Annotated in this window: 31 protein-coding genes and 2 pseudogenes; 15 read left to right on the top strand and 18 right to left on the bottom strand. The window is 69.8% G+C overall.

Annotation, left to right across the window (positions count from 1 at the left end; genetic code table 11):
* The first annotated feature begins 180 nt into the window (after positions 1–180).
* The 3 genes from LE548_RS38980 to LE548_RS38970 all read left to right on the top strand — a co-directional run bounded on the left by LE548_RS38980 (position 181) and on the right by LE548_RS38970 (position 1,642).
* Positions 181–762: a DUF6286 domain-containing protein gene (locus tag LE548_RS38980; RefSeq protein WP_225101780.1), complete on the top strand. Its 582-nt coding sequence runs from the start codon at positions 181–183 to the stop codon at positions 760–762.
* Positions 763–792: 30 nt separating this feature from the next.
* Complete coding sequence (locus tag LE548_RS38975; RefSeq protein ID WP_225101779.1) at positions 793–1,398, top strand: alkaline shock response membrane anchor protein AmaP; 606 nt, start codon at positions 793–795, stop codon at positions 1,396–1,398.
* A gap of 88 nt (positions 1,399–1,486) precedes the next feature.
* Positions 1,487–1,642, top strand: a complete 156-nt coding sequence (locus LE548_RS38970; protein WP_099053098.1) for a DUF6131 family protein — start codon at positions 1,487–1,489, stop codon at positions 1,640–1,642.
* Between the two features lie 187 nt (positions 1,643–1,829).
* Here LE548_RS38970 and LE548_RS38965 read toward each other — a convergent pair whose 3' ends face one another.
* Genes LE548_RS38965 through LE548_RS38930 form a run of 8 tightly spaced genes read right to left on the bottom strand, consistent with a single transcriptional unit; the run spans position 1,830 to position 5,599 of the window.
* Entirely contained in the window at positions 1,830–2,240 is a 411-nt protein-coding gene (locus LE548_RS38965; protein WP_225101778.1) for a gas vesicle protein K, read from the bottom strand.
* On the bottom strand, positions 2,230–2,472 hold the full coding sequence (locus tag LE548_RS38960; protein WP_225101777.1) for a gas vesicle protein: 243 nt from the start codon (positions 2,470–2,472) through the stop codon (positions 2,230–2,232). The genes LE548_RS38965 and LE548_RS38960 overlap by 11 nt, the downstream gene beginning before the upstream one ends.
* The gene (locus tag LE548_RS38955; RefSeq protein ID WP_225101776.1) at positions 2,469–3,305 is read right to left on the bottom strand and encodes a GvpL/GvpF family gas vesicle protein; all 837 of its coding nucleotides are present in this window, start codon (positions 3,303–3,305) and stop codon (positions 2,469–2,471) included. The genes LE548_RS38960 and LE548_RS38955 overlap by 4 nt, the downstream gene beginning before the upstream one ends.
* Positions 3,298–3,705: a gas vesicle protein gene (locus LE548_RS38950; RefSeq protein WP_225101775.1), complete on the bottom strand. Its 408-nt coding sequence runs from the start codon at positions 3,703–3,705 to the stop codon at positions 3,298–3,300. The genes LE548_RS38955 and LE548_RS38950 overlap by 8 nt, the downstream gene beginning before the upstream one ends.
* A gap of 30 nt (positions 3,706–3,735) precedes the next feature.
* Positions 3,736–3,987, bottom strand: a complete 252-nt coding sequence (locus LE548_RS38945) for a gas vesicle protein GvpG (RefSeq protein ID WP_225101774.1) — start codon at positions 3,985–3,987, stop codon at positions 3,736–3,738.
* Between the two features lie 10 nt (positions 3,988–3,997).
* Positions 3,998–4,711, bottom strand: coding sequence for a GvpL/GvpF family gas vesicle protein (locus LE548_RS38940; RefSeq protein ID WP_225101773.1), 714 nt, complete (start codon positions 4,709–4,711; stop codon positions 3,998–4,000).
* A 27-nt stretch (positions 4,712–4,738) separates the two neighbouring features.
* The gene (locus LE548_RS38935) at positions 4,739–5,221 is read right to left on the bottom strand and encodes a gas vesicle structural protein GvpA (protein ID WP_225101772.1); all 483 of its coding nucleotides are present in this window, start codon (positions 5,219–5,221) and stop codon (positions 4,739–4,741) included.
* Positions 5,222–5,251: 30 nt separating this feature from the next.
* Positions 5,252–5,599, bottom strand: a complete 348-nt coding sequence (locus LE548_RS38930) for a gas vesicle protein (protein WP_225101771.1) — start codon at positions 5,597–5,599, stop codon at positions 5,252–5,254.
* A gap of 243 nt (positions 5,600–5,842) precedes the next feature.
* Here LE548_RS38930 and LE548_RS38925 point away from each other — a divergent pair, with 243 nt between their 5' ends.
* Complete coding sequence (locus LE548_RS38925) at positions 5,843–6,655, top strand: histone protein (protein ID WP_225101770.1); 813 nt, start codon at positions 5,843–5,845, stop codon at positions 6,653–6,655.
* Positions 6,656–6,658: 3 nt separating this feature from the next.
* Positions 6,659–7,624: an SRPBCC family protein gene (locus tag LE548_RS38920; RefSeq protein WP_225101769.1), complete on the top strand. Its 966-nt coding sequence runs from the start codon at positions 6,659–6,661 to the stop codon at positions 7,622–7,624.
* Between the two features lie 189 nt (positions 7,625–7,813).
* Here LE548_RS38920 and LE548_RS38915 read toward each other — a convergent pair whose 3' ends face one another.
* Together LE548_RS38915 and LE548_RS38910 are read right to left on the bottom strand one after the other, a co-directional pair.
* A complete protein-coding gene (locus LE548_RS38915; protein WP_225101768.1) occupies positions 7,814–9,403 on the bottom strand; it encodes an NAD(P)/FAD-dependent oxidoreductase in 1,590 nt (529 codons plus the stop codon).
* The gene (locus tag LE548_RS38910) at positions 9,396–9,866 is read right to left on the bottom strand and encodes an SRPBCC family protein (RefSeq protein WP_225101767.1); all 471 of its coding nucleotides are present in this window, start codon (positions 9,864–9,866) and stop codon (positions 9,396–9,398) included. Before LE548_RS38910 ends, LE548_RS38915 begins: the two co-directional genes overlap by 8 nt.
* Positions 9,867–11,734: 1,868 nt before the next feature.
* Here LE548_RS38910 and gvpK point away from each other — a divergent pair.
* Together gvpK and LE548_RS38895 are read left to right on the top strand one after the other, a co-directional pair.
* Positions 11,735–11,848: pseudogene (gene gvpK, locus LE548_RS38900) on the top strand (gas vesicle protein GvpK); the annotation flags it as partial.
* A 103-nt stretch (positions 11,849–11,951) separates the two neighbouring features.
* Entirely contained in the window at positions 11,952–12,125 is a 174-nt protein-coding gene (locus LE548_RS38895) for a CsbD family protein (RefSeq protein WP_225101766.1), read from the top strand.
* Between the two features lie 23 nt (positions 12,126–12,148).
* On the opposite strand, the gene LE548_RS38890 is transcribed toward LE548_RS38895, so the two are convergent.
* Positions 12,149–13,228, bottom strand: coding sequence for a transposase (locus LE548_RS38890; protein ID WP_308030990.1), 1,080 nt, complete (start codon positions 13,226–13,228; stop codon positions 12,149–12,151).
* A gap of 788 nt (positions 13,229–14,016) precedes the next feature.
* A complete protein-coding gene (locus LE548_RS38885; protein ID WP_225101764.1) occupies positions 14,017–15,252 on the bottom strand; it encodes a PP2C family protein-serine/threonine phosphatase in 1,236 nt (411 codons plus the stop codon).
* 812 nt (positions 15,253–16,064) lie between these two features.
* On the opposite strand from LE548_RS38885, the gene LE548_RS38880 reads away from it, so the two are divergent.
* Complete coding sequence (locus tag LE548_RS38880; protein ID WP_225101763.1) at positions 16,065–16,286, top strand: DUF5309 domain-containing protein; 222 nt, start codon at positions 16,065–16,067, stop codon at positions 16,284–16,286.
* 68 nt (positions 16,287–16,354) lie between these two features.
* The gene (locus tag LE548_RS38875; RefSeq protein ID WP_225101762.1) at positions 16,355–16,600 is read left to right on the top strand and encodes a hypothetical protein; all 246 of its coding nucleotides are present in this window, start codon (positions 16,355–16,357) and stop codon (positions 16,598–16,600) included.
* Positions 16,601–17,007: 407 nt separating this feature from the next.
* Here the strand turns inward: LE548_RS38875 and LE548_RS38870 are convergent.
* The 6 genes and pseudogenes from LE548_RS38870 to LE548_RS38845 all read right to left on the bottom strand — a co-directional run.
* Positions 17,008–17,229, bottom strand: a pseudogene (locus LE548_RS38870) (GAF domain-containing protein); the annotation flags it as partial.
* A 370-nt stretch (positions 17,230–17,599) separates the two neighbouring features.
* Entirely contained in the window at positions 17,600–18,913 is a 1,314-nt protein-coding gene (locus tag LE548_RS38865; protein ID WP_225101760.1) for a PP2C family protein-serine/threonine phosphatase, read from the bottom strand.
* 260 nt (positions 18,914–19,173) lie between these two features.
* Positions 19,174–20,091, bottom strand: coding sequence for an SDR family oxidoreductase (locus tag LE548_RS38860; RefSeq protein ID WP_225101759.1), 918 nt, complete (start codon positions 20,089–20,091; stop codon positions 19,174–19,176).
* Positions 20,092–20,308: 217 nt separating this feature from the next.
* Positions 20,309–20,674, bottom strand: a complete 366-nt coding sequence (locus LE548_RS38855; RefSeq protein WP_225101758.1) for a hypothetical protein — start codon at positions 20,672–20,674, stop codon at positions 20,309–20,311.
* Positions 20,674–21,345: a hypothetical protein gene (locus LE548_RS38850; RefSeq protein WP_225101757.1), complete on the bottom strand. Its 672-nt coding sequence runs from the start codon at positions 21,343–21,345 to the stop codon at positions 20,674–20,676. Before LE548_RS38850 ends, LE548_RS38855 begins: the two co-directional genes overlap by 1 nt.
* On the bottom strand, positions 21,336–21,911 hold the full coding sequence (locus tag LE548_RS38845) for an RNA polymerase sigma factor (protein WP_225101756.1): 576 nt from the start codon (positions 21,909–21,911) through the stop codon (positions 21,336–21,338). The genes LE548_RS38850 and LE548_RS38845 overlap by 10 nt, the downstream gene beginning before the upstream one ends.
* A 153-nt stretch (positions 21,912–22,064) precedes the next feature.
* On the opposite strand from LE548_RS38845, the gene LE548_RS38840 reads away from it, so the two are divergent.
* The 6 genes from LE548_RS38840 (at position 22,065) to LE548_RS38815 (ending at position 24,829) form a co-directional block, all read left to right on the top strand.
* Positions 22,065–22,556, top strand: a complete 492-nt coding sequence (locus LE548_RS38840; protein ID WP_225101755.1) for an Asp23/Gls24 family envelope stress response protein — start codon at positions 22,065–22,067, stop codon at positions 22,554–22,556.
* Positions 22,557–22,640: 84 nt separating this feature from the next.
* Positions 22,641–22,808, top strand: a complete 168-nt coding sequence (locus tag LE548_RS38835) for a hypothetical protein (protein WP_030645371.1) — start codon at positions 22,641–22,643, stop codon at positions 22,806–22,808.
* Positions 22,805–23,212 (top strand): Asp23/Gls24 family envelope stress response protein, encoded by a 408-nt coding sequence (locus LE548_RS38830; RefSeq protein WP_225101754.1) that lies wholly within the window; start codon positions 22,805–22,807, stop codon positions 23,210–23,212. The genes LE548_RS38835 and LE548_RS38830 overlap by 4 nt, the downstream gene beginning before the upstream one ends.
* 112 nt (positions 23,213–23,324) lie before the next feature.
* Complete coding sequence (locus tag LE548_RS38825) at positions 23,325–23,951, top strand: DUF6286 domain-containing protein (protein WP_225101753.1); 627 nt, start codon at positions 23,325–23,327, stop codon at positions 23,949–23,951.
* Positions 23,952–23,979: 28 nt separating this feature from the next.
* Positions 23,980–24,588, top strand: coding sequence for an alkaline shock response membrane anchor protein AmaP (locus LE548_RS38820; protein ID WP_225101752.1), 609 nt, complete (start codon positions 23,980–23,982; stop codon positions 24,586–24,588).
* Positions 24,589–24,673: 85 nt separating this feature from the next.
* Positions 24,674–24,829 carry a DUF6131 family protein gene (locus LE548_RS38815; RefSeq protein ID WP_099054839.1) on the top strand — a complete coding sequence of 52 codons (156 nt, stop codon included), beginning with the start codon at positions 24,674–24,676 and terminating at the stop codon, positions 24,827–24,829.
* Positions 24,830–25,114: the final 285 nt, after the last annotated feature.

Raw genomic sequence — 25,114 nt, 5'->3', positions numbered from 1 at the left:
ATCGACTGGGGATCTCAGTCATGCCGGGCCCGGAGGCCGGGAGCCCCATTGCGGGGCCACGAAGAAGGTAACGGGATCACGATGACACCCGATTCCGGTCCTCCCGACCCCGGCTCCGCGCCGTCCGCGCACCGTGCCACAGTGCCGCTGACGAAGGAGCCCGATCCAACCGAACGCAGCGTGTCCAGCTCGAAGCTCAAGGCCGGTGATGACGACAGAGGGCACCGGGCGCACCGACCGTGGTCCGCGCGCCGCATTCCGGCCGCACTGGTCGCCTCGGTGGTTCTCGTGGCGGCGGGCGCGGCGCTGATCGACGTCGTCGCCGTACGGGCGGGACGCCCTGCGGCAGCATGGCGCCGGCACCTGGCCGACGAACTGGCCACTCGTCCCGTGGACGACATCTGGATGCTCACGGGAGGCTCCGTGGCCGCCGCCGTCGGCATCTGGCTGCTCGTGCTGGCACTCACTCCCGGCCTACGCCACTGGCTGCCCCTGCGCTCCCCCGCGCCCGGGCTGCGGGCCTGCCTGGACCGAGACGGCGCCGCCGATGTGCTGCGCGACGCCGCCATGCGGGTACCCGGGGTCAGTAAGGCCCGCGTCCGGGTGCGCCGCCACCGCGTCAAAGCCCGCGCGGACGTCCGTTTCCGCGACCCCCACCAGGTGAAGGACGACCTCACCGCCGCCCTTGACCACGAGCGCGACCAGCTCGCCCTCGTCCGCCCTCCCCACATCGTCGTACGAGTGCGGCAACGCACCCACTGAGCGAGAACCCCCTGGACCGGAGCACGCACCATGACGCCGCGACCCGTACTCAACCGCAGTCTTCTGGCCCTCGCCGGACTGGTACTGCTCGGCGGCGGTCTGCTGATCCTTTTCGCCGGGCTCGACATCTACCGGCGACACGATCTGGTCCCGCCCACCGGCTGGCCCCTGACCACCCCGGACGACGTCCTGCTCGGCTCCGCCGACCGGGCCCGCTGGAGCAGCCAGGGCTGGTGGTGGCCCGCGGTCATCGCCGCCCTCGTCCTCACCGCCCTGCTCGCCCTGTGGTGGCTGCTCGCCCAACTTCGCCGACGCCACCCCGGAGCACTGCCCGTCGGCGGCACACCCCCGCAGGAGGGCGTCGAGCTGCGCGACAGCGCGCTCAGCGACGCGATCGCGACCGAAGCCGGCGCCCTGCCGGCGGTCGAGCACGCGGCCGTACGCATCACCGGCCGCCCTGCCCACCCCCGCACCCGCGTCGCACTCACTCTCACCCCTCAGGCGTCCCCCGGCACCGTCCTCGATGTCCTGTCCGAGGGCCCGCTCCGAACCGCCCGTCGGTCCACCGGCATCCCTGGCATGCCCACCGAGGTCCGCCTGCAGGTCGCAGGCCACAAACCGCACCGCGCGGAGTAAGGAGGAGACCGACCATCCCCGTGTCCACCGCCCTTGCGCTCTCTCGCAGTTCACAGGGGTACCGACACCACTCCCCAAGGGAGAGATCATGATCGTCCTAGGCATCATTCTGCTCGTCGTCGGCTTCCTCACCGGGATATCCATCTTGTGGACCATCGGGATCATCCTGCTGGTCGTCGGCGCCGTCCTGTGGATCCTCGGCTCGATGGGACACGCCGTCGCCGGTCGACGCCACTACTGGTGACCGACCCACACGGTGCGGGTAGCCGTGGGTACGCCTCTGACCTGTCGTACAGCGCCCGACTCGACCCCGGTCGGCTCAGGCGCTGTCTCGTTTCGGCCCCTCGGCGGGCACCGAGTGAGCTGTGGCACGTCCTCGACACCCTCGATCCACCGCGTGGACAGCGGTGTTGCCGCATACGGCCGGGAGTTCAGTCGGAGGGCGGAAGCAACGTGCCCAGCGGCCCGAGGTCCAGGTTGAGGTCCTCCATGGTCAGTCCGTACTGGGTGCACAAGTCGCTCATGCGGTCGTGGAGGAGCATGAGTGTCGCGCCCAGGCGTTCTTCCTGCTCGTCGGTGAGGTCTCCTTGGTCGACGCGATGCAGGGCCTGTCGTTCCATGAGTTGGCGCAGCAGTTCCACAAGGGTGAGGACGAGCCTGAGGAGGTCCCGTTCGACGGTGTCGCGGTCGGAGCTGATCCGCCGAGCCGGGAAACGTGGGCCCTTTCCGGCCAGCGGGTCCAGGTCGCGTGGGGCGGCGGGCAGCAGCCGGAAGGCACGGGCGGCGGCCTCCGCGACTTCGTCGGCGCGGCACGGCGGCCGGCTCTCACCCTCAGCTGTCATGGTCGCCGCCTCGCAGCGGGCTGGTGCTCGTCCATGGGGAGGGGTTCTGCTCGCTGACGGAAACGATCAGGGCACGCAGTGAGACGCGTACCAGATCGATGTCCGCGATGGACAACACGACGTCACCGGTGAGGACGACCCCACCGGTCAGCAGCCGGTCCAGCAGGTCGATGAGAGCGACCTGCCGCTGGGGCAGGCGCTCCGCTTCGGGTGGCGGGCCAGGCGTGCTCACGGGGGCGCTCCATCCGCAGCGCCGCCTGCTTCGCCGGGTGGCATGGCGAAGGAGTACGGAGCCCAGGGGCCGGTGGCCTCGATCCGTACCCCGTCCAGCCCCTCAGCGGCGCGCGTCACGTCGGCCAGGAAGTCGTCGCAACGCTTCAGGGGCACGAGGTAGGCGTCGTTGACCACGTTCTCGCCGGCACCGGCACCGGCAGCGCTGCCGGCCACTTCGGCGAGAAAACCCTGTTGTACGCGGTGCCGGACCCGGTCGGAGGCGTGCTTGCGGCCAGCGGCCTCCACCCGCTCGGCGGCCTTCTGCGCGGCCTGGTAGACGGTGTCGCGCACACTTTGCTGCTGCCGGCGGTTCCGCAGATAGGCGCGCCCGGGCGTCAGGTCTGCAGCCGGAACGGCCGGGGCCGCGGGGACCGCGGACGGCTCGACATAGATCTTGACCCCCCATTCGACATGTTCGGAGAGCCGCGCCAGGCGCTCGGCGAACACGGTCCACCCGGCTTCCAGGACCTCCCGGGCCCGCTGGTCGTCGAGGTAGACGGTCGCCAGGCGCAGGGGAAGGACGGTGGTGCACTCGGCCAGGGCCTCGATGACGCCGTGGTGGGCTCGGGCCACCGCCTCCAGCCATTCCAGATCCTCGAGATGCCGCTTGAGGGCGTCCTCCCTGAAGTCCTGCGCCGGCACATGACTTACCACAAGCCCCATCTGATCGTCGCCGGTGTCGGTGACGAGGCCGACCGGGGCGCCGGCGACGCCCCGCAGCGGAGCGGCCGCCTCCTGCAATCCCTCGGCGACGCGTACCACCGCATACGCGTAGGTCAGCACGTCACTCATCGCGAGCACGCCCCTGGCGACGGCCGCCCGTGACCCGGGGCGCTTCCTCCTCCATGGGGAGGGCTTCGCCCTGACGGAGAGCATCGATCTCGGCCCGCAACCGGCGGTTCTCCTCGACCAGTGACCGTTCACCGCTGGCCCGGGAGGAGAGCGCGGGATCGTGCTCCCACCAGTCGATGCCCATTTCCTTCGCCTTGTCGACGGAGGCGACCAGGAGGCGCAGTTTTATGGTCAACAGCTCGATGTCGAGAAGGTTGATCTGTATGTCGCCCGCGATGACGATGCCCTTGTCGAGCACCCGTTCAAGGATGTCGGCGAGATTGGCGGAGGAACCCTGCCCGTAGGGCGGCGCCGCTCGGGACGGGTAGGAACCAAGCCTGTTGGCCAGGGGTTCAGTCACGGTTGCGGCCTCGTATTCCCTCGTGCCCGATCAGGCGCGTGAGCCCTCCCGGTAGGCGCGGATCTCCTCCAGCCGGTCGAGCAGTTCGTCCTCGCGCCGGTCGAACGTCTCCTCATCGATGTCCCCCGCGACGAGGAGACTTTCGAGTTCGGCGAGTTCGCGGTGCACCGGTGCGGGGTCGTAGTACTGGCTCTCGGCTTCCTCCCGGACCCGCTCCGCGACCCATACGACGCCGCGCAGGGGGGCCAGGGGGAAGGTGACGATCTGGGTGAACAAGCCCATGAGAACTCCTTCAGACGAAGCTGTAGGGGGGCAGGGGGCCGTTGAGCCGGAAGTCGACGTCGTCGCCCATCTGATGGGCGACGCTCAACTCCGTGGCGAGGAACGCCTCTTCCCGGTCATCGGTCACCAGGAACGACACGTTGAGAAAATCCGAACCCGTCGGCTGGGTTGATTCAAGCGTCCGGGCGAAGGGGCGCAGTGCTTCGACCACACCAGCCGCCAGCGCCTCCTGCCGCGCCTGTACCTCGTGGGTGACCAGCTCACCGAGTCGCAGCGACGCGTCGGGGGCGGCGGTGCCGCCGCGGATCTCGTCATTGAGCGCTCGTGCCACGTCCGACTCCCGCAGGATCTGCCGCAGCAGCGCGTCCTCGTCCTGCGACGCTTTGAGGTGGTATTCGCTGCACCCCTCCAGTTCCTGAAGCCGGGCCGTGTAGTCCGCGGCATTCTGCTCCAGGGCCCCCAGGACGGCCTCGTCGTTCTCGGCGATGAGGCCGAACCGCATGGGGAGCACGGTGCCGTCGGCCATGAGGCGCTCCTGTACCTCCTGGTGCGCGATGACGTCGCGGCGCTTGGGGCGAAGATCCTCTGGCGCGTCGCTGACCACAGCACACAGCGGCCCGGCCGTCACTGTCCGCAAATCCGCCGGAGGTTCACCGACGCCGTTGAGACCGTCGAGGCGGAGCCGATGCTGCTTGCCGGTGATGGAGTAGATGTATACGGCCATGGCTCATTCCTTCTCGCGCGGCGAGCCTCATTCGCGCTCACGTCGGGAGGTACGCCGAACCGGCCGCCGTCGCCTCTCCACGGGTTCCCTTTCCTTGCCCTCGTGTTCTTCCTCGGGCTCTTCCTCTTCGGCTTCTTCGGCGTCGTCACGGCCGGTGATCCCCTTGAGGGAATCGGTGACCGCTTCCGCCGCGCCGGAGAGGGCCCCCTTGGACTTGCCTTTGGCTCCGCTCTCGACCGTGTCTCCGACGATGTCGGTCAACTGGGCGGGCGCCTTCCTCCCGGATTCGAGGTCAAGGCGGTTGCACGCCTCGGCGAAACGCAGATAGGTGTCGACGCTGGCCACGACGATGCGAATGTCGATCTTGAGGATTTCGATTCCCACCAGCGACACGCGGACGAACACGTCGATGACGAGCCCGCGATCGAGAATGAGTTCCAGAACGTCGTAGAGGCTACTGCTGCCGCCACCGCGGGCGACACCGCCTCCACTCTGCGGCACCACTGTCATGGTGCCTCCCTTCACACCAGCTGCGCTGTCTCAGCCCCGCCGGTCGATTTGGCCACGCGTATAGCGACGCTTCCGTTCGTATCCCACCAGATCGCCTTCCTCGTCGAGGGTCACTCGATAGGTGGCCATCACGCTGGTGGTTTCGGGGACGCGTTCCAATTCGAGTACCTCGACATCGGCTTCCCAACCGGTTTCGGTCGGTTTCACCGCCGAGACGGACTCGGGAGCACGTCCGAGCAACTCCTGAAGTTGTCCGACGGCGGAGCGTATGGCCCAGCCGGCGTTGCCCTTGCCGGAGCGGCGGCGGGAACTCGTGCTGTCCCCGTCGGAGCCGCGGCTTCGACTGCTGGATCGCCTTCGGGGTTCTGGTGCGGCCATGGTCTCTCCGGTGGTCGGAGCGGGCGCCACATTCCACCCACAACCCTATAATTGCATCATATAGAGACACATAACGCCCTAGCGTGGATTGCTTTGCGGTGGCCTGCCCGGTGGTCGCAGGGTGTGTCTGTGACACAGCGGGTTGTGAGTGCGATCCGCCTTCTGTCTCCATCGCGGGTTCGGGACCAGGGCATTGGTCCGGACGCGGGCGTTTTCACCTGCCCTTTCAGAAGGGAATCGCTCATGGACAACACGACCAAGGTCGGCCTCGCCGCCGCCGTCGCAGGGGGCTATGTGCTCGGACGTACGAAGAAGGCGCGCCTTGCCTTCACCGTGGCAACTTACCTTGCCGGTCGCCGCTTTGGTCTCGACCCTCAGCAGCTGCTGACGACCGGACTCCGCAAGATCGGTGATGTTCCGGGGATTGCCGAGTTGAACGAGCAGGTGCGCGGCGAGCTGCTGGGCGCCGGCCGCCAAGCCCTGGCAGCCGCTGCCGATCGGCGCCTCACCGACCTCGCCGACTCGCTCCGCGAGCGGACGCAACGCATAGGCCAGGAAAAGGACGAAGAGGAAGAAGAGGAGTACGAGGAGGAGCCGGAGGAAGGCGAGGGGCGTTACGAGGAGGAAGAGGAAGAGGGGGAGGAGGAACCGGAGGAAGAAGAGCCGGAGGACGAACTGGAGGAAGAACCCGAGGAAGAGGAACCCGAAGAGGAAGAAGCTGAGGAAGAGGCCGAGGAGGAACCGCCACAGCGTCACCGTCGGCGGACGGGAACCGCGGCGAGGAAGCGCCCGGACGCCCCCGCTCCCCGTAAGGCGGCCGCCAAGAAGGCTGCTCCTGGAAGGAAGGCGGCCCCGGCGAAGAAGACCGCAGCACACAGGCCCCCCGCCAGGAAGGCAGCGGCGAAGAAGACTGCGAAGAAGTCTCCGCCTCCCGCCAAGAAGGCCGCTGTGAAGAGGCCCACCGCCAAGAAGACTTCGGCGAAGAAGGCCCCGGCCAGAAAGACGGCCCCGGCACGGAAGAGTTCTGCCAAGAAGACGACCGCACGGCGGAGGTAGGTCATGGCCGGCAACGTGCGTGACACCGACCACGAAGAAAGTTCGGGTCTGGACCTGCTGCGCGAACAACTCGTCAACTACCTCGGTGCTCAGGTGGGACATCTCGCCGACAAGGCAGGGGACAAGTTGGGGGATGTCACCGACCACCTTCTCGACGCGGCCGAGAACGGGGGAACACTCGCCGGCGTCGGCGGTCGGATGCTCCAGGGCGACTCCCCGCTGAAGGCATTCGTGGGTCAGAAGGCCAAGGGGCTCAAGGACAACGTGATGGGCAAGGTCAAGGGCATCTTCGGCGGAGGGGGCGGCGGCAAGGCCGGCAGCACCAAGGTCATGAACATCATCGAAGTGCTCGACGTGGGTGTCCCGATCCGCACGGCGTACAACTACTGGACCCAGTACGAGGAGTTCAGCAGCTTCACCAAGGGCGTACGCAGTGTGTCCAAGAACGACGAGGTCACCAGCACCTGGAAGGTGAAGGTCGGTCCGTCGACTCGGGGCTGGAAGGCATCAGTTGAGGAGCAGGTGCCAGACGAGCGCATCGTATGGAGTTCCGAGGGCGCGAAAGGCACCACCCACGGCTGTGTCAGCTTCCACGAACTCACGCCCGACCTGACGCGCATCGTGCTCGTCGTCGAGTACTACCCCTCGGGCTTCTTCGAGAAGACCGGCAACCTGTGGCGCGCCCAAGGCCGCCGTTTGCGGCTGGACTTCAAGAACTTCCAGCGCTACGTCACGTTCGCCGACGAGGAAGTCGAGGGCTGGCGCGGAGAGATCCGCGACGGCGAGGTGGTCCGCAGCCACGAGGAGGCACTGGAAGAGGAGGAAGCGGCAGGGGAGGACGAGGACCAGGAGGAGTACGACGAAGAAGACGACGGCGAGGCGTCCGACGAAGAAGAAGAGGAGGAGGAGTACGAGGAAGAGGAGCCGGAGGGCGAATATGACGAGGAGGCCGACGGGAACGAGCGCTGATGCGGACCGAGCCAAGCGATTCCCCTCGGCGCGACCTGCCCCGAGAGTCGGCTGGTGTTGTTGGACGCTCGCATCCCAGCGTATGGCCGCAGTGCGGTCGTACGCAGTCTGACCTGGTGGTTCCGGATACCGAAGCGGCGCCCCGAACCACCCATCACCTCCACGCCAGGAATCGTGCCGCCAGACGGTTCAGAGCCGTTGTGCACGGTGGAGGAGGGTGTGCAGTCCGTAGGGCCGTAGCGCGGCTCGGGCGGCGTTCGCTCCTGGAGCTCCGTGGACTCCTCCGCCCGGGTGGGCGGCCGCGGAGGCGAGGTACAGGCCCTTGACAGGGGTCTCGGGTCGGCCGGTGCCGGGTACGGGACGGAAGACGGCCTGTTGGTGCAGGGCGGTGGTGCCGTTGTTGATGGCGCCGTTGTGGAGGTTCTCGTTCATGGCCTGGAGGGTGGTGGGGGCCAGGATCCGGCGAGCGAGGACCCGGGTACGGAAGCCAGGCGCGAACCGCTCCACCTGGGCCTCGATGCGGTCCGCCATGGCTTCCTGTTCGCGGGCGTCCCAGCCGCCGGTGATGCGGTCGGGACCGGCGTCGGAAGTGATGCGCTGCGGGACGTGGGTGTAGGACCACGCCGATTCCGTGCCGACGGGTGAGCGGCTGGGATCCGCCGTCGTCATCTGTCCGAGGAGGGCGAACGGCTCGTCGGGGACCTGTCCCATGGCGAGCTGCGAGGCGAACCGGGTCAGGCTGTCGATGCCGTCGGCCACGTGGACCGTCCCCGCGTCGGCGGCTCGCGGAGCCGTCCACGGCACCGGTCCGGTCAGCGCCCAGTCGACCTTGAAGGTCGCGAAATCCCACTGGAAGCGCTCCAGATCCCGCAAGAGGCGGGACGGCAGGTGTTCCTCGCCCACAAGCTCCCGGTACAGGGCCGGTGCCGACGTGTCCGCGAGCACGGCGCGGCGCGCGCTGACGGTCTCGCCACCAGCCGTCCGGACGCCCACCGCCCTGCCGCCCCGTACGACGACGGACACGGCGCGCTCCCCGCACCGCAGAGCGCCGTCCCGGTGCTCCAGTCGGCTCACGAGCGCCGCGGTCAGGGCGCCCGCCCCGCCGACGGGCACCGGGAAGCCGTGGCTCTGTCCGAGCATCGACATCAGCCAGCCGAATCCTCCGCTGCCCACCGCCTCCGGGGCCAGGTCGGCGTGCAAGGCGTTCCCGGCCAGCAGAAGCCGTCCCCCCTCGCCCCGGAACTCCTCATCGCCCAGTCGGCGCACCGGCAGGGCCAGCTTCCGGGCCAGCCGCAGCCCGCCCGCAGCCCGGAGTTTCACCGCCAGGCGGAGCCCAGAGCGGACCGGCGGGAAGGGCGTGAACATGACCTGCACCAAGTCCTGCCCGACACGGCCCCACGCCTCGTACATGTCCCGCCAGGCATCACCGTCACCCGACGCGAACTCCTCCAGCCCCAATGCGGTCTCCTGCACGCGACGCTCCAGCACGGCGCATCTCCCGTCCCTCAGCGGGTGGGCCAGCACACACGGAGCATGGCTCCATCGCAGTCCCTCCGCGGCGAGATCCAGGCAGGCCAGGACCGGGGACACGGCGGCCAGCGGGTAGAAGGCGCTGAAAAGATCAGAAATGTAGTCGGGATGGACACCACGATCGCTGCGCACGGCGCCTCCAGGCTCCTGCTGCGCCTCCAGGACTTCCACGCTCCACCCGGCATCCGCCAGCACATTGGCCGCCACCAACCCGTTGGGCCCGGCGCCGATCACCACCGCGTCAGGCATGTCGGGCCCCGGCTTGATCCTGCTCGACGGGATCCTGTTCCGTGAGCCTGGCCAGGCGGCCCAACATGCCCCGGTGCCGCAGCTGGAGCAACGCTTCACTCGCCGCGTTGTGGAGGGTGCCTCCCAGGCCGCGCAGGGGGTGCTCGTCACAGATGACGAGGGTTTCCTCATCGCCCCACGGCCTGAGCTGGAGGAAGATCCTCGCAGTGCCCAGCTGCTTGAACGAAGCTTCCAGCTCCAGCTCTTTTCCGGATTCCTGGTGGCGGACGGTCGTCACCCCGTTGGCCGACCAGGGCCCCAGCCGCACGGTGTAGCCGAGCCTGGATCCGACAGCGGGCCAGGTCTGATCGAGCGGCACGGACTGGGAGGGCCCCACCACCCATTCCCCATAACAGGCGGGCTCTGCCAGGACCGCCCATACCGCGTACGGGGGACGCCGGATCAACTGATGGTGGACAGCCATGGAGGGACCCCTTCCACGGGAACGGTCGATGTGCCGCACGGCCGAGCGTGGACGACTGGCCTTTGCAGGTCGAGGTCGTACAGCTGCGGCGTGCGGTGCGGACCGGGCCGGACACAGACCCGGCCCGCGCAATCCTCATGGCGTCCTTCGCGCTGAACTCCGACGAGGCATGGGAAGTCACGGCCTCCCAAAACACCAATCCAAACTGCACCGTCTGGCCCGGGACGTGGTGGCCACCGCACAGGGCCGACCTCCCCGGCGGACAGTGTGTTCGGGTCAGAAGCCCGCGTAGGTGCCGCCATAGTCCTCGCCCCTGACGACGTTTCACTCCGCCGCTCGTGTGTGGCGGGCACGGCACTGGCGTACGCCACGACGACGCAGGTCCGCACAGCCCTGCCCGGAAGCGACAGGCCCTCGGCCAGCCCATTTCGGCCCTGCGAACGAGCGGCTTCTGCGCGGTCACAGCACTTCATCTTCTCTCGTGCGTTGCCTGTTCACGGGTTGCCCGGCACGGCATGCGCAAACGTCGCCCCCTGCCCCCGGTCTGACTGGGTGCGGGCTACCGGTAGTGGCGACGGCGGTCGCGGCTTTCTCCCCTCTCTGGCCGACGAAGAGACCGCTGACGCTTGCGGGATGAAGGTCGCCTGTTCGATGCCGTTCAGGCCGGATTTCCCGTCGCCCTCTCCGGGGTAGACCGGCGGCGGCCGGCGAGGTGGTGTCCGGTGCTACGTCAGTGTCGCGAGGCCACACGAGGTCCTCGGTGCACAGCCCGGTGTCAGCCGTGTGCGGTGAGTCGTCGCCGTTGCATGTCGACTCCGTGTCCATCGGTTCCTGTCGGGTGTCAGGCCGTGGAGTGGGGGTCTGGCCACCGTCGAGGAGAAGTTCGTCGAACAGCGACCGGTGGTGCATCATGGCGCTGCGCAGCTGTTCGGTGATGGCCTGGTGACCCGCACTCAACATGTCGATCTCGTGAGCGGTCCGGTAGTGCTGAAGGGTGCGGCCGTGTTCCCCGGGAGATCCTTGAGCTGCTGGTCGAATTTCGGCGAGCAGCGGCCCAGGGGCGGCGGGGCGCTTGGCCGGACAGGTCAAGGTCGGCATGCATCCAAGAGGACCCGTGTCCGGACGACGTTTGACTCTGCTGCTCGGGCTCACTCGCGTTGTGGGTCCCGAGTGGGCCACAACCGACGCCAGTCTGTCTGCCCGATGTGCGGTGCGTGCCGGCCAGGAGTGCTGCGCCGCTGCGAGCCGGCGCTCCGGTGAAGAGCCCCGCCCGGTTGGGAAGCGGGCGGCGAGACCCGCGCCTCATAGACGACTGGGGTCAGCCCGGCATCTCGAACACATCTTGACGTGCCGGTCGAACATCAACGAAACCAATCGGCAAGCGCATCACCGACGGCGTGCAAGCAAAGTCCGACGAAAAGGACCCGAAGGCGGCGGAACAGTGTAACCCCGCACGCCGCGCCATGCAGCACAAGGCATAGGCCCCTTCAACTGCGTCCAAGTGAGCGACACAGCCTGCGACCCGAAACCCGAGAGAGGGAACCTCATGAACACCCTTGGTGACAAAGACGCACCTCTGGTAGACGACGAGACGAGGCAACGGTCCGCGGAGCAGCGGACCGTCACCGCGCCCACACCGCGAGATGTCCGGGCCAAGGCCAAGGATGGAGACGAGCCCGAGTTCCCGACCGAAGACACCTCTTGACCGTCGGTTGCCGCTTCTCGGGCACCCGCGTTCTTGATTACGCGGGACGGCATGGCGGAAACGCCGTCTGCATACGGCGTCTGTTCCGTTTGCCCGCGCCTTCGGGGTCGGTCATCACCAGAACCCGCCGTCGACACCCCTATGTCCGTAGCGGCCGTCCACCGGGGCCGCTTTCTTGCTCCTCCACGACCGCATGTCCGACCTGCGCGCCAGCTACGGCCTGACCATGAAGGGCCTCAATCTGGACCTCGGCCCGCTCGGAACACTTCTCCCACCTGTTCGTCCAGAGACTGACTACTCCCCCACCCCGTTTCACATCCCGACAAGGGGTACTCGGGACGGGTGCACGATTTCCCACGGACCTAGGAGAGTGAACAAAAATGGCCGGAGGGCAAAAAGCAAAGGGCAAGGTGGAAGAGGCCACGGGAAAGACGAAGGAGGCGGTCGGCCGTACCGTGGGCAACGAGCGGATGATAGCCGAAGGACAGGCCAAGAAATCGAAGGGCGCGGCCCGTCAGGCCAAGGAGAAGGCGAAGGACGTCTTCAAGCACTGACAAGGCAGATGCTGAGCGGGATCTCATTTCTCAGGGATCCCGCTCCTTGTGCCATCGAGGCTAGGGCTTACCCCGTAACGATCTTCGGGTCGGAGGGGTGTGCGGCTTTGCCTCACCGGCTTGGCGCTTGGTGCCCTCACGCGCTGGGCGGACCAATCGCAATCACGCAAAGACCCATGGGGCACTCCCTCGCCTCGGGTGCATCCGCGCCCGCGAAGGCCACAGCCCTCGTCCGCCTTGTACGTCACCCGCCCTCTGCTGCACGTCTGCAGCCGCACCCGTGTCGTCACCGCTGCCTTCGAGAACAGCGAGCCGGAACACGGCAAGACTCTGCAAAGGGCAGCAAAGGACGCCTCAGTGTTCAGTCGCTCGGGATTGTCTCCCATGGTGATCAGGAGAGTGACGGCGCTGTCCGGGCCGATGCCCACTGGCGTGAGCAGTTGCGGGGCGTGGCGTTCGACGAGCGGGGTCAGGCGCTGGTTCAGCTCGTCGATCTGAGCGGTGAGCTGCTCGATGCGCTCGGCGAGCATGCGCAACGTCAGGTGGGTGGCTTGGGTCACCGCGTCCTCGTCTTCCCCACCGTCGGGTGGGCCGAGGCGTGCGCAGGTGCGGAACAGCTCGCGGTTGCCCAGGCTGGACAGTCGTTCCCGCAGGGCGGGATCGGCGATGACCAGGACGGCTTTGAGCTGGTTGATCGCCTGGGTACGGGCCTTGACCGCGGAGTCCTTGGCGAGCTTGAAGATCCGGGCGCTGTGCACCGGACCGTCGCCGGACTTGGCCCGGGCCCGGGTGCGGCCACTGAGCACGGCTCGCGCGGCGGCCTGTGCGTCGAGCGGATCCGACTTCCCCAGCAGCCGGCGGGCCGAGCGGTCGGGGCGGTTCACTTCGTACACCTCGACCTGCTGCGCCAGCAGGTAGCGGGACAGACCCGCGCCGAAGGTGCCGGTGCCCTCCACACCTGCCCGACGCACCGTACCCCGCTTGCGGGCCCAGACGAGCAGCCGGCGGTAGCCGGCCGCCGTCGCCGGAAAGGACTCGGTACCCAGAACCTTCCCCAGCGAGGACACCACGGCGGCGACATGGACCTCGCCGTGCGTGTCCACGCCCAGGACGACCTCGCCCCGAACAGGAGGATCCGCGCTGGAGGAGGTGCTGTGCTGTCTGGTCGTCATGGTGTTTGGCCTCCCGCGTGGTGACCTGCTGGGCGGATGGCACCGGCCCGCTCGGGCGGTCTGAACCGTGATGGCGCCTGGAACTCGGCAAGGCCCCTATTGGGACACGCCCCGTGGCTCGGTGACAGCAGAAACCATCCCGCAACGACAGTCGACACGTCCGTGACTGGACACTTCGGTCAAATATCTCAAGAGTCAGACCCCCGTCCGGGACGGCATCGCGCAACCGTCCCATCCATCCCGGCGCATCGGCACCCACCGACCACAGCCGGATGGCTTCGCCCGAACCAGTGCCCAACCTGGCCGGAGCAGGCTGAGAATGAGTTGGCTCCCCGCCCACTCGCGACCGGCAATGACAGACAGCCGTCTGGGCCGCCTTACGGTCGCCCTCCATCGGCCATCGCACGAACGGCTTCGAGCCCTCATTCTGGTGCACGGTTGTCCGCAAGTCATGGCGCGGGCTGCCAAAGAGGCTGCCTAGCAACTCGGCAAAAGCACCGGCGAGTGCTTCGGAACTCGGCCTACTCGAGTAACGGGGAACCAGCAGCACCGCACGAAGGAGCGCCCTAGGCATGGCGCATTTGGGCGCTGCCGGACCCGATGCTCGCGGCCCCCGTCTCCGACCCGGCGCCGCCCGATGGGTGGGCCGCCGAGGAGAAGTGGGACGGTTCTCCAGACACCTCGTGATGTCTCATTCGCGTTGGCACCGTTCACCCAGGTCACGACTGGTCCTTCGTGCGTGCGGCTGAGGCTTGCCGGGTGTCTGCGCCGGTGCTGACGTGCCGCTGGGTCTCCTGGGGGCCGTGCCAGTCCAGGCAGACGGCGGTGGCATCGTCTTCGAGCCGGCCGTCGGCGGCGTCCCGGACCGCGGACGTCAGCGCCAGCGCGGTCTCCCTCGGGTGCAGATTCCGGGTGCGCGCCAGCAGGGCGGGCAGGTCGACCTTCTCTCCGTGACGTTCGAGCATGCCGTCGGTGAACATGAGCAGACGGTCACCGGGCCGCAGGTCGAGGTCCTGCACACGGTACGGGTGGGGAGTAAGCTCAGACAGCCCGAAGGGATGGTCCACCTCGCAGGTGATCGTCTCCACAGCCCCGTCGCGCATGCGCAGCGGCCAGGGATGACCGGCGTTGACGAGCCGGGCCCGCCCGGTATGGAGATTGATGCGCAGGAGCTGCCCGGTGGCATGACCGTGGCCGTGTTCGATCAGTGCCTGGTCTGCCCGGTGGGCCTGTTCGGCCAGGCCGGTGCCCGCCCGGCGGGCACCGCGCAGGGCGCCCACCAGGACCGTGGCGGCCAGGGCGGAATCCATGTCGTGGCCCATGGGATCGGTCACCGACAGGTGCAAGGTGTCGCGGTCCACGGTGTAGTCGAAGGTGTCGCCGCTGAGGTCCTCGGAGGGCTCCAGGTTCCCGCACAGGGTGAACTGTGCGGCCTCGCACGACAGCGACAGGGGCAGCAGTTGGTACTGGATTTCAGCTGCCAGGGTGGGGGGCCTGGAGCGTTTGCCCCAGGTGTAGAGATCGGTGAAGCGGCCGTTGGCGATCACGATGTAGGCCAGGATGTGGGCGGCTTCCCCGACTGCGTCGAGCACGTCCTCGCCAGGGCCGGTCGGCAGGAGCAGTTCCAGCAGCCCGATCGTATCCCCGCGGTTGGTGACGGGCACGATCACCCGCTGCCCCTCGCCGGTCGCGTCCTGATACAGGCGCTGGGTACGGATCACCTCCTCGTAGACACTGCCGAACAGGGGAATCCGCTCGGCCTGCCGCCCACCCCGAGTGGGGGCGGTGGACAGCCGAGCCACGGCCTTCCCTGTCAGGTCCACGATGAGGAAAGAGACCTTCGTGGCCTCGAAACGCCGCAGCAGGTCCTCCGCGATCACGTCGACGGCGTCCGCCGGCGCTGCTGTCTCCGCTGCTGTCAGCAATCGGGTGAGCCCACTCTGTCCACCACTCACGACCGCAGTCCCTTCCACAACCCCCCACCAGCTTGGTAATCACCGCAGGGAGCGTCAATCCGTGAACAGTCACGCTCCGGCATTCGCCCGCGGACGGGGCCGCCACGGCTGCTCTGTACAAAAGCGGCTCGACGGGCCCATGTCTTAGGAGACACGCCAGAGTCTGGAGAACGATGGCTGGAGAGCGCTGCTCTCTCTGGATGCCGGGCGTTTGGTGTTGCGCTCGCGCAGGGACAGGAACCTCGCACCCCCCTTCCCCGAGGTTCGTTCCGGGCGCGGTCCAGCTGCCCGACGCGATGGCCCTGGACGGCGAGCTGGTCGTACGGGAAATCCAGCAGGCTCGCCTTCGAGCGACTCCAGGGTCGCCTCCAGCGGCGCGGTGCCGGCGCTGCCCGGCTCGCCGAGCAGTGGCCCGCCCACTTCGTCGCCTTCGACTTGTTGCGCCTGGCGGGCACCGACACGACCAGGTGGCCGTACGCGGGCGCCGCAGGGCTGCTCTGGAACGCCTCTTTGCCGAACAGAACCTCACCGCGCCGTGGGCGCTGTGCCCGTCGTTCCCGCTGACCTGGGGATTCACGAAACTGCGGACAGAGCCCTGAAAACGGCCAGGGCTACTTGTCGCCCCACTTGGTCCGGCGTTCAACGGAGTGGGGAGTTTCAGCGAGCGTCGCGCCCGCTGCCTACCACGCGGCCGGTACGTTGGCGGCCACCGGTCCCGGCTGACGTGGACCCGCAACGCAGACGGCCCGCAATCCCGCAGTTCAGGGGCGGCCACTCCGCCGACCTGACCGCCGAATGCCGAGCCGGGTCCCATGGCCGGCCGCTTCACCGTGCCGTCGGGCCCGTTCCGTGGGGCATTCCTCGATACCGATGACCCGCAGCAGTTCCAGCCGCTCGCGAGCCTCGGTGACGCCGAGCGCGGCGCCGTGGTCGGCGAGCAGAAGACGGATGCCGCACCGGCCGCTCCCAGGAAGGCGCTGTGCACGGTGGCCAGCGGGGAGTCGGGCGGTGCGTCCAGGTCCACCCGCTTCTGAAGGACGGGAGCGCCTCCGTTCAGTACCTGGACCAGGGGCGAGTGGGTCGCCTCCCCGACCGGGGGCAGATGACCGCGCCAGTCCTCCTGCCGGGCTTCACGGCTCTCCGGGCCGGTCACGGCAACTCGGTGCACCTGACGGGAGCCGACCCGCGGGTCCACCGCGACCCAGTCGGCGAGGCGGGGAGCAAGGCTGCGGCTCAACCGGGCGAGGGCCTCGTCCACCTCCAGGGTGTGACCGAGCACGTCGTCCACCACTCAGGGGGGAGGCCTCTCTCCCTGGACAAGGCACTGGCCACCGCACGGTCCATCTGAACGCAGCACAGCTCTGCCGCCCGCGTTCTGAGCCGGACGGCAGGGCGGGCGGACGAGTTGAATGCCAGCTCACTTCCGAACCCGCACGCGACGCGACCTCCGCTCAACGTGTCCCCGCACCCATCTGACCAAAACGTCGCACGCCAGACTTTCCGGCGGTCGCTCATCACGCACACTACGAAGCGCCGGGGCCAAACCGGAACGCCGCTCGGGACAACGTCGTAGCCGGTCCGTTCTCGTCTGCGTCATGCGCTGAGCGAGAAGCCGTATGTACGCGGGCCGGTGCCCGCCAAGGCCGCGTACCGGCACCGGGCGGCAGGCCGGCGCGGGCCGAACAGCCGCTCCGTACGCCTGGGACCTGTGCGCTGGAGATCCTCCATGGCGTCCGGGATGACGGTGCGTCGGTGTCATGCCAGCCAGCTGCCCGCCACGTCGGCGGTTTCGCGCAGGGCCGCGAGCTGGCTGCGGGTGAATCCGGCGATGGGCAGGGCGTGATGCGTCGAGATCGCTCCCAGCAAGGCACCACGCTCGTCGAGCAGCGGGACGCTGTGACAAGCGCGGCTGTCTGCGTCCAGGATCACGTGCCGGGAACATCGGGGAGCCGCACATGGCCCATGGCGGTCTCGGTGATCTCCAGTGCGCGGCGCAGCCCCGCGCCGAGGACCGCGCCCTGCGGAGCCGTCGGGCTTGTGCTGCCGGACAGGCGGAGCCCCGGAAGCCGGGGAGCGCCGGCCCGGGCGCGGTGGGGAAACGAGCCGCCGGTCCGCTCATCCGGCCCGGCGATGCGGTTGACCGCGTCCGCAAGACGCCTGGCCGGACGGACTCGGATGGGTGCTGACGTGAGTGTCGATCTCCTGGCCCACGGGTGGCCGCCTCGCCCTCCTCGCTGCTCGGCAGGCCCCCGTACATGATCCGGGCTCTTGCGTTGTCTCCTTGCCGGCGCGCACACCTAGGTGTCACGGTCGCAGGATCATCGCGTACGGCCTGCATTGCGTGGCCTCAGGGCGAGCCGCCGTCGCCCGGCCGTGACAGTCGCAGGGCGAGCAGGGCGATGTCGTCGTGGGCCCCTGCCACGAGTCCGTTCATCAGCTCGTCGCTCAGCTCGTCGAGGTCCTGGCCGACCAGGGCGGCAGCGCGCTGCCGGAGCCGGGTCATGCCGTGATCCATGGATTCGCCGCGCCGTTCGATCAAGCCGTCCGTGTACAACAGCAGGGTGCTGCCCTCGGGCAGGGGCAGGCAGGCACTGGGCCGTTCGGCGTGCGGGTCGACGCCCAGCAGCAGGCCGTGTGCTTCCCAGAGGTAGGTGGTGTCACCGTCCGCGGTGACCAGCAGGGGTGGTGGATGTCCGGCACTCGCCCACTCCAGCTGGTACGGCCCTCCTTCCTGGCCCTTGAGCAGTGCGTACACGCAGGTGGCGGTGCGGTGGCTGTAGAGGGCGTCGACTGCGAGGTCCAAGCGGCGCAGGATCATGCCGGGGGGCTCCCGGCGGTCGCAGGCGATGCCACGCAGCATGTTCCGGATCTGGCTCATGGTCACGGCGGCATGCAGATCGTGGCCGGTGACGTCGCCGATGATCAAAGTGGTGTCACCGCTTTCCGGCAGGACGAAGCTGTCGTACCAGTCACCGCCGATCTGCGCGGTGGCGGCCGCCGGGGAGTAGCGGGCGGTGACGCGAAGACCCGGTACGACGGGCAGGTCCGGCAGCAGGGAGCGCTGGAGGCGCTCGGCGACGGCCTGGGTCTCGGCGTAGAGCCTGGCGTTGTCGAGGGCCAGCGCGATGCGGTGGGTCAGGTCCTCGACCAGCGCCAGGTCCGCCTCGCCCCACGGCGGGTGTCCCTCGCCCCGGACCAGGGTCAGCGCACCCAGCACTCGCCGGCGTGCCCGCAAGGGGGCCACGATCACGGAGTCTCCCCCGAGTCGGGCGAACGGTTGCATGGATGCGGTGTGCAGCGGATCGGACGCCTCCTGCGCGGTCGGCAGCCGCCCGGCCGACAACAGCAGCGGGCCGGCGCCGCGAAGCACCCGGGACAGCGGGCCTGTCGCCGTCTCCGGCACCGGCGGCAACGGTCCCGTCAGGCCAGTCAGGGCGGCATTGGGGTCACGGTGCGAGACACAGACCCGCTCGACGGCGCCGTCCTCGTCCATCAGGTCGGCCGCGGACCAGTCGGCCAGTCCCGGCACCAGCACGCGGCACACACGCCTGAGCCCCTCGACCGCGTCCAGCGTGCTCGACAGCGCCACCGCGCTCCGGGTGGCGAACGCCAGCTGGTCGAGCGCCGCTCGCAGCGCCGCGTCCGCGTCATCCTCGTCCATGGCGACCACCTACCCGCCTGGGGGCTCTACGGCCGCTTCCGCCCTGGGAAACCACTCCCCGGGCAGTGCACCGCGTCCGTATACGGCAGGGGCCCGGGCATGTCCTTACGGTCTCCCCGGGGCCGAGTCTCCTGCTTCCGGCGTGTTACCGAGCGTTCTGATCGGCCGGTCCGGCCTGCTCTCGCTCTACGATCGCAGCATGCGCGGACGTCGCACGGCCTGTCGGACACCCTCTGGACGCCTCCGGCCCCCGTCGTGGGTCAGGTCTCGGGCCTGACCGACATCCAGTCGGCACGGCCGCCCGCCCCGAGCACGTCGGCCTCGGCCCCGAGTTCGTCGGTCGATCCCTCCCGCAGTTCGCGTCGGGCGATGCGGCCGACCACGAACGGGAAGAGCGGCCGCAAGGGCTGGCACCAGCGCAGCCACGGGGGCGCGTAGATGCTCCGGGCACGGTGTGTGATGCCGGTGGCGAGCCAGTCGGCCACCTGTGCGGGACTGTGGACCCGCCGAGCGAAGGGCGGCTGGTGTCGGCGGAGGACTCTCAGCACCGGGTGCTCGTCCATTCCGGCGATCATGTCGGTGCCGGTCCAGTGCAGGTAGGCGATGCCGACGGCGACCCCCTCGGGGGCGACCTCACCGCGCAGCGCCAGGGCGAAGGACTCCGCGCCTGCCTTGGACGCGCAGTACGTGCTCATCATCGGAGCGGAGCCGAACGCGGCGGTCGAGGCGATCTGGAGGAAGTAACCTCCGGTCCGCGTAAGTTGGGGAAGGAAGGCCCTGGCGGTGTTCGCCGCCCCGACCAGGTTGACGTCGACGACGCGTCGCCACAGCTCGGCCTCGGTGCGGGTGAAGGGGCCGCCGACGGCGATGCCGGCGTTGGCCACGACGACGCCGGCCGGTCCGAGCCGCTCCTCGACCTGCCGCGCAGCCCTGTCGAGGGCGGCCTGATCGGTCACGTCCGCCTCGATGCAGACGGTCATGACGGCCAGTGACGCCGCCACCTGGGACAGCGTCTCCTCCTCACGACCGAGCAGAGCGATCCGCATGTCCTCCGCGGACAGGCGCCGCACCAGTGCCTCGCCGACGCCGCGCGCCGCCCCCGTGACCACAGCGACCCGGCCCCGCAGTGGGCCGTCGCGCATGGCGGGAGGCGGGCGGCTGCCGAGGACAGTACGCATGCGACCCTCATCTCTCCCGCTGCCGTGGTCGGCCGCCTCCCCGCGTACCCGTAACTCACAGCCGGTCACCGCGCACGAGGGCTGGATCGTCGGCGGCATCGAGGCTTGAGCCGCGACCGCCCATGTAGGACTTCCGGACGGGAGCAGCGTGCTCCCACGGTCGGCGACCTGCTGCTTGCCGAACGACGGTTCGCGGGGCCCGTGCCCGCGCCGCCGCTCATGCCGCGTCGCGCCAGGCGGCAATACCGGTCACCGTGACCGCGACGGTGACCGGCTCCGCGGCAGCGTGGGTGACGAGGTGGGTGATGAGGGCGTCTGTCACCCGGTCGTGGACGTTTCGGGCGATGTCCAGCGCCCGCCGATCCTCCGTCAGGACGCAGCGCACCTCGATGTGCCATCCCGAACCGTCCGGCGCCCGGTCGGCGCGTATGCCGGCCTCCGGCGGCGTGGTGTCCGCCCGGGTGGGCGCGGCGGCTGCCGCGAGGCGCCGGGCGAGGCGGGGTTGCAGGGCGGCCACGCCAGGAACCGCGAGGGCTGCCTCGGCCGCGACGCCGAGGAGCGCGGTGGTGCCGGTGGCGGTCATCATGCGCCACCGCCCGTCGGGAGGCGGGGACCTGGGGTCGGCCCCGGTTCCAGAACGTCGGCCACGGTGATGTCGACGGCTGTCACCGTGAGCCCCAGGTCCTGTCCGGCCGAGTGGAGGACCGTTCGGCGTACCTGGTGGACCCGGTCGGGCAGCGGGCGGTCGAGGGCGGCGGCCAGGGTCATGGTCACCCGCACGTCGGTGCCGTTGCCCTCGGGTACGAGCCGGCAGGTCGCGGCCCTGGCACCGGGGACCGTGTCCGCGGCCCGCCTCAGCACCTTCGCCGCGGCGCTCTCGGCGATCCGCAGGTCCCGGTCGGGGTCGGCCAGAGGCAGCAGCCGCCCGAACCGGACCTCTGCCCTGACGACGTCCATGACCCGGTCGGCGAGTGCGTGCAGGCCCGGAGGGTCCTCGTCGCGCAGCGTCCGGGCGGCCGCGTTCACCGTGGCCAGTCCCTCAACCGCCTCTCGGCAGTATGGACAGGACACCGGGTGCGGGTCCGCGGCCGGTGGTGCGTCCCGCGCCTGTTCCCAGACCCGGCTGAGCAGGCGGCCGCAGGGCAGTACCTCATCGCCTGCGATCGGGGGCACGTCGGCGGCGGCCCAGCCGTTGCGGGGCCCGTCGGCTCCGGGCGGTTCGGGAGGCCGCGTGTGCGGGTCGTCTAGCGCCATGGGCCCATCGCCTCCTGCAGGGATCGGCGTGCCCTGAACAGTCTGCCGCGTACCGTCTGCTCGCCGGTACGCGTCACGTGCGCTATCTCCTTGTAGGGCAGTCCCTGCACCTCCCTCAGGATCCAGCAGACCCGCTGTCCGGCGTCCAGCTCGGCGAGAGCGCGGGACAGGGCGGCCGTGGCCGCGTCCTGCTCGGCGGTCCGGGCGGGCTGGCTCCACGCGTCGCCCGCCGCGGGTTCGGCGACGGTGTCCAGGGGGAGGGGCGGCGGCCGGCGGTGGCACATGGTCTGGCAGCGGTTGACGGTGATCCGGTACATCCAGGTGCGGAACTCCGCCCTGTGGCGGTATTCCGGCAGGTGGCGCCAGGCGCTGACGAAGGCGTCCTGAACGGCCTCTTCTGCGTCCTGGGGGTTGCCCAGCATGCAACGGGCCAGGGTCAGGAGGGACCGGCTGTGCCGCTGGACGAGAACGGCGAAGGCGTCCTCGTCTCCCTCGGCCGCCCGCACCGCCAGCAGACGGTCGGGCAGGTCGCACCCCAGTCGTGGGGAAGCAGTGCGTTCGATCATGGCGCTCCCACGCAGGCTCGGAACAAGCGTGTACCCCTGAACCGAGCTGTGATGCATGTCACACATCGGGCATGTGAGGAACACGCCGCCCGGTATGTCCAACCTTTGACGGGCACCATTCCGGTGTCCGGCCGACCGATCGAGGCGACCGCCATGACGGACAACATCACCAGCGTCGGCGGGGGCAGCCGGCCCGAAGCGGGCGTGAGCGCGCTCAAGGGCCGCACCGGGGCCGGGGCTCCGGCCGAGACACGGGGCAGGACCACCATCGCGGACGGTGTGGTGGCCAAGATCGCGGGCATGGCCGCCCGCGAGGTACCGGGCATCCACAGCCTGGGCGCGGGCATGGCCCGCGCCTTCGGAGCCATGCGGGAACGCGTCCCCGGCGCAGGCGGAGGCGGAGCGGTCACCCGCGGCGTCAAGGTCGAGGTCGGGGAACGGCAGGCCGCGGTGGACCTGGACGTCGTCGTCGAGTACGGCGTCTCCATCGTCGACGTCGCGGGCGGCGTACGCGTCAATGTCATCAGCGCCGTGGAGCGGATGACGGGCCTGGAGGTCGTGGAGGTGAACATCGCCGTCGACGACGTCCACCTGCACGACGACGAGGAGCAGCAGACCGAACCGGACGAGGGCCGCGTGAGATGACCGCTGCCGGGACCACCGCCGTGTTCTCGGGCCCGAGCGGATGATCACGGCGAGAGGGACGCTCGCGAGACGGGTGAGTGCGAGATGAACACAGCAACGACGGGACTCGCGGCCGGCATGGCCCTCGGCTTCGCCGGCTACTTCGGCGGCTTCTGGGCGTTTTTGCTGGTCCTGGTCCTGGGCGCGGCGGGGCTGATCGTCGGCCTCGTCGTACAGGGCGACCTGGACCTCCGGACACGGAGGCAGCGGTGAAGACCCGGCCCGGTTCCCCCGGCGAGGGGTCGGGCCCGCCGGCGCCGGCCGCCGGGCTGCCGCCCCCGGCCGAGCGGGGCGCCACCGTCATCCCGGACAGGGTGGTCGCCCGTATCGCCGCGCAGGCCGCGCGCGCAGCGCAGGCGCGGCGCGCCGCGGTACCGCCCGATCGGGGCGGACCTGCGGCACCCCACGCCTCCGCCGCCGTCCGTACCGGATCGGTGCGCCTGCATCTGACCATGGACCTGCCCTACCCCACCGACATCCCGCGTGTCTGCGAGCGGATCCAGCGGGACGTCGCCGAACGGGTCGCCCAGCTCACCGGGCTGCGGGTGGGAGAGGTCCTCCTCACCGTCCGGCGGCTGGTGACCGCCGCCGACTCGAGCCGGGGGCGGGTCCGGTGAGCGGCCGGGCGGCCCGGGTCACCGGGCACGCTGTGCAGGAGGGGCGATCGTGATGACATCCGGTCCACGTCCCCCGGGCCGCGGCTCCGCGTCGTCCGGGCACCGTGCCGCAGTGCCGTTGACGAAGGAGCCCGATCCTCCCGAACGCGACGTGTCCACCTCGGACCTCACAGCCGGTGAGCGCGAAGGAGGGCACCGAACCCGTCGCAAGTGGTCCGCGCGCAGCGTCACGGCGGCGCTGGTCGCCGCGGTGATCCTCGTGGCCGCGGTCGCGACGCTCGTCGACGTCGTCGCCGTACGGGCGGGACGTCCGGCCGCGGCCTGGCGACGGCACCTGGCCGACGAACTGGCCACCCGCCCGGTGGACGACGTGTGGATGCTGACGGGGGCCGCCGTGGCCGCCACCGTCGGCGTCTGGCTGATCGTCCTGGCCCTCACCCCCGGTCAGCGCCGTTGGCTGCCCCTGCGGTCACCCGTCGGCTGCCCGCGATTGCGGGCCTTCGTGGACCGCAACAGCGCCGCCGTCCTGCTGCGCGACGCCGCCATGCGGGTCCCCGGAGTCGGCGCGGCGCACGTCCTGGTGGGCCGCCACCGCATCAAAGCCCGCGCGGACGTCCGCTTCCGCGAGCCCCGACAGGTGAAGGACGACCTCACCGCCGTCCTCGACGAGGAGCGCGACCGGCTCGCCCTCGCCCGTCCTCTCCGCATCGCCGTACGGACGCGGCGACGCACCCGCTGACACAAGACCCGCAGCACCGGAGCCCGCCATGACGCCGCGATCCGCTCTCAACCGCACTCTGCTGGCCCTCGCCGGGCTGGTCCTCCTCGGCGGCGGACTGCTCATCCTCTTCGCCGGGCTCGACCTCTACAGGCGGCACGATCTGGCCCCACCCGCCGGCTGGCCCCTGACCACCCCGGCCGACGTCCTGCTCGGCTCCGCCGACCGGGCACGCTGGAGCAGCCAGGGCTGGTGGTGGTGGCCCGCGGTCATCGCCGCCCTCGTCCTCACCGCCCTGCTCGCCCTGTGGTGGCTGCTCGCCCAGCTGAGCCGACACCGCCCCGGCTCACTGCCCGTCGGCGGCACACCCCCGCAGGAGGGCGTCGAACTGCGCGACCGCGCACTCAGCGAAGCGATCGCGAACGAAGCCGGTGCCCTGCCAGGGGTAGGCCATGCGGCCGTACTCATCACCGGCCGACCGGGCCGCCACCGCACCCGCATCAAGCTCACCCTCACCCCCGAGGGCACGCCCGGCGCCACTCTCGGTGCCCTGTGCGAAGGCCCGATCGGCACCGCGCGTCGGTCCACCGGCCTCACCGACATGCCAACCGAGGTCCGCCTACAGGTCAGCCGCCACGGACCACACCGCGTGGAGTGAGGAGGAGATCGGCAGTTCCCGCCGACGCCCTTGCGGCCCATAGCAGTTCGCGGGCGCGCCGGCACCACTCCCCGAAGGAGAGATCATGATCATCCTGGGCGTCATTCTGCTCGTCGTCGGCTTCCTCACCGGCCTGTCCATCCTGTGGACCATCGGGATCATCCTGCTGGTCGTGGGAGCCATCCTGTGGATCCTCGGCGCGATGGGACACGCCGTCGCCGGTCGACGCCACTACTGGTAGGCGGGGTCGGTTGCCCTGCAGGGCAGTGATCCATGCTGCGGGCAGGCCGGCAGACGGCGCGGACCCCACCAAGATGTTCGCGGCGGCGGACGACGACGGCGAAGAGGTCGATCCGGCTGAGGCCGCCGCCGGTGCTGACCAGCCGCCGCGGCTCGGCCGGGGCGCGCCCGGTGGCCGTTGTGCCGGTCCTCGCCGCACGAGCGCACGGCCGACTCGATGGGGAGTCGGTGGATCGACCCCCACGATCCGGGCGGGAGTTCCCCACCGCGTCGACCGGTGAGTCTC

Source organism: Streptomyces sp. CoH27 (assembly GCF_020181035.1).
GTDB lineage: Bacteria > Actinomycetota > Actinomycetes > Streptomycetales > Streptomycetaceae > Streptomyces > Streptomyces camelliae.
The sequence above is the reverse complement of the archived record's forward strand: the minus strand, read 5'-3'. Positions and strand labels throughout refer to the sequence as shown.

Bases quoted from the DNA above. Each gene is read 5' to 3' on its own strand.
- LE548_RS38865 (WP_225101760.1), bottom strand. From the start codon at position 18,913: ATGGACGAGGATGACGCGGACGCGGCGCTGCGAGCGGCGCTCGACCAG.
- LE548_RS38925 (WP_225101770.1), top strand. From the start codon at position 5,843: ATGGACAACACGACCAAGGTCGGCCTCGCCGCCGCCGTCGCAGGGGGC.
- LE548_RS38845 (WP_225101756.1), bottom strand. From the start codon at position 21,911: ATGATCGAACGCACTGCTTCCCCACGACTGGGGTGCGACCTGCCCGAC.
- LE548_RS38940 (WP_225101773.1), bottom strand. From the start codon at position 4,711: ATGGCCGTATACATCTACTCCATCACCGGCAAGCAGCATCGGCTCCGC.
- LE548_RS38880 (WP_225101763.1), top strand. From the start codon at position 16,065: ATGGCCGGCCGCTTCACCGTGCCGTCGGGCCCGTTCCGTGGGGCATTC.
- LE548_RS38915 (WP_225101768.1), bottom strand. From the start codon at position 9,403: ATGCCTGACGCGGTGGTGATCGGCGCCGGGCCCAACGGGTTGGTGGCG.
- LE548_RS38820 (WP_225101752.1), top strand. From the start codon at position 23,980: ATGACGCCGCGATCCGCTCTCAACCGCACTCTGCTGGCCCTCGCCGGG.
- LE548_RS38850 (WP_225101757.1), bottom strand. From the start codon at position 21,345: ATGGCGCTAGACGACCCGCACACGCGGCCTCCCGAACCGCCCGGAGCC.
- LE548_RS38965 (WP_225101778.1), bottom strand. From the start codon at position 2,240: ATGACAGCTGAGGGTGAGAGCCGGCCGCCGTGCCGCGCCGACGAAGTC.
- LE548_RS38860 (WP_225101759.1), bottom strand. From the start codon at position 20,091: ATGCGTACTGTCCTCGGCAGCCGCCCGCCTCCCGCCATGCGCGACGGC.
- LE548_RS38930 (WP_225101771.1), bottom strand. From the start codon at position 5,599: ATGGCCGCACCAGAACCCCGAAGGCGATCCAGCAGTCGAAGCCGCGGC.
- LE548_RS38935 (WP_225101772.1), bottom strand. From the start codon at position 5,221: ATGACAGTGGTGCCGCAGAGTGGAGGCGGTGTCGCCCGCGGTGGCGGC.
- LE548_RS38975 (WP_225101779.1), top strand. From the start codon at position 793: ATGACGCCGCGACCCGTACTCAACCGCAGTCTTCTGGCCCTCGCCGGA.
- LE548_RS38835 (WP_030645371.1), top strand. From the start codon at position 22,641: ATGAACACAGCAACGACGGGACTCGCGGCCGGCATGGCCCTCGGCTTC.
- LE548_RS38945 (WP_225101774.1), bottom strand. From the start codon at position 3,987: ATGGGCTTGTTCACCCAGATCGTCACCTTCCCCCTGGCCCCCCTGCGC.
- LE548_RS38895 (WP_225101766.1), top strand. From the start codon at position 11,952: ATGGCCGGAGGGCAAAAAGCAAAGGGCAAGGTGGAAGAGGCCACGGGA.
- LE548_RS38920 (WP_225101769.1), top strand. From the start codon at position 6,659: ATGGCCGGCAACGTGCGTGACACCGACCACGAAGAAAGTTCGGGTCTG.
- LE548_RS38910 (WP_225101767.1), bottom strand. From the start codon at position 9,866: ATGGCTGTCCACCATCAGTTGATCCGGCGTCCCCCGTACGCGGTATGG.
- LE548_RS38855 (WP_225101758.1), bottom strand. From the start codon at position 20,674: ATGACCGCCACCGGCACCACCGCGCTCCTCGGCGTCGCGGCCGAGGCA.
- LE548_RS38875 (WP_225101762.1), top strand. From the start codon at position 16,355: ATGACCGCGCCAGTCCTCCTGCCGGGCTTCACGGCTCTCCGGGCCGGT.
- LE548_RS38970 (WP_099053098.1), top strand. From the start codon at position 1,487: ATGATCGTCCTAGGCATCATTCTGCTCGTCGTCGGCTTCCTCACCGGG.
- LE548_RS38955 (WP_225101776.1), bottom strand. From the start codon at position 3,305: ATGAGTGACGTGCTGACCTACGCGTATGCGGTGGTACGCGTCGCCGAG.
- LE548_RS38840 (WP_225101755.1), top strand. From the start codon at position 22,065: ATGACGGACAACATCACCAGCGTCGGCGGGGGCAGCCGGCCCGAAGCG.
- LE548_RS38815 (WP_099054839.1), top strand. From the start codon at position 24,674: ATGATCATCCTGGGCGTCATTCTGCTCGTCGTCGGCTTCCTCACCGGC.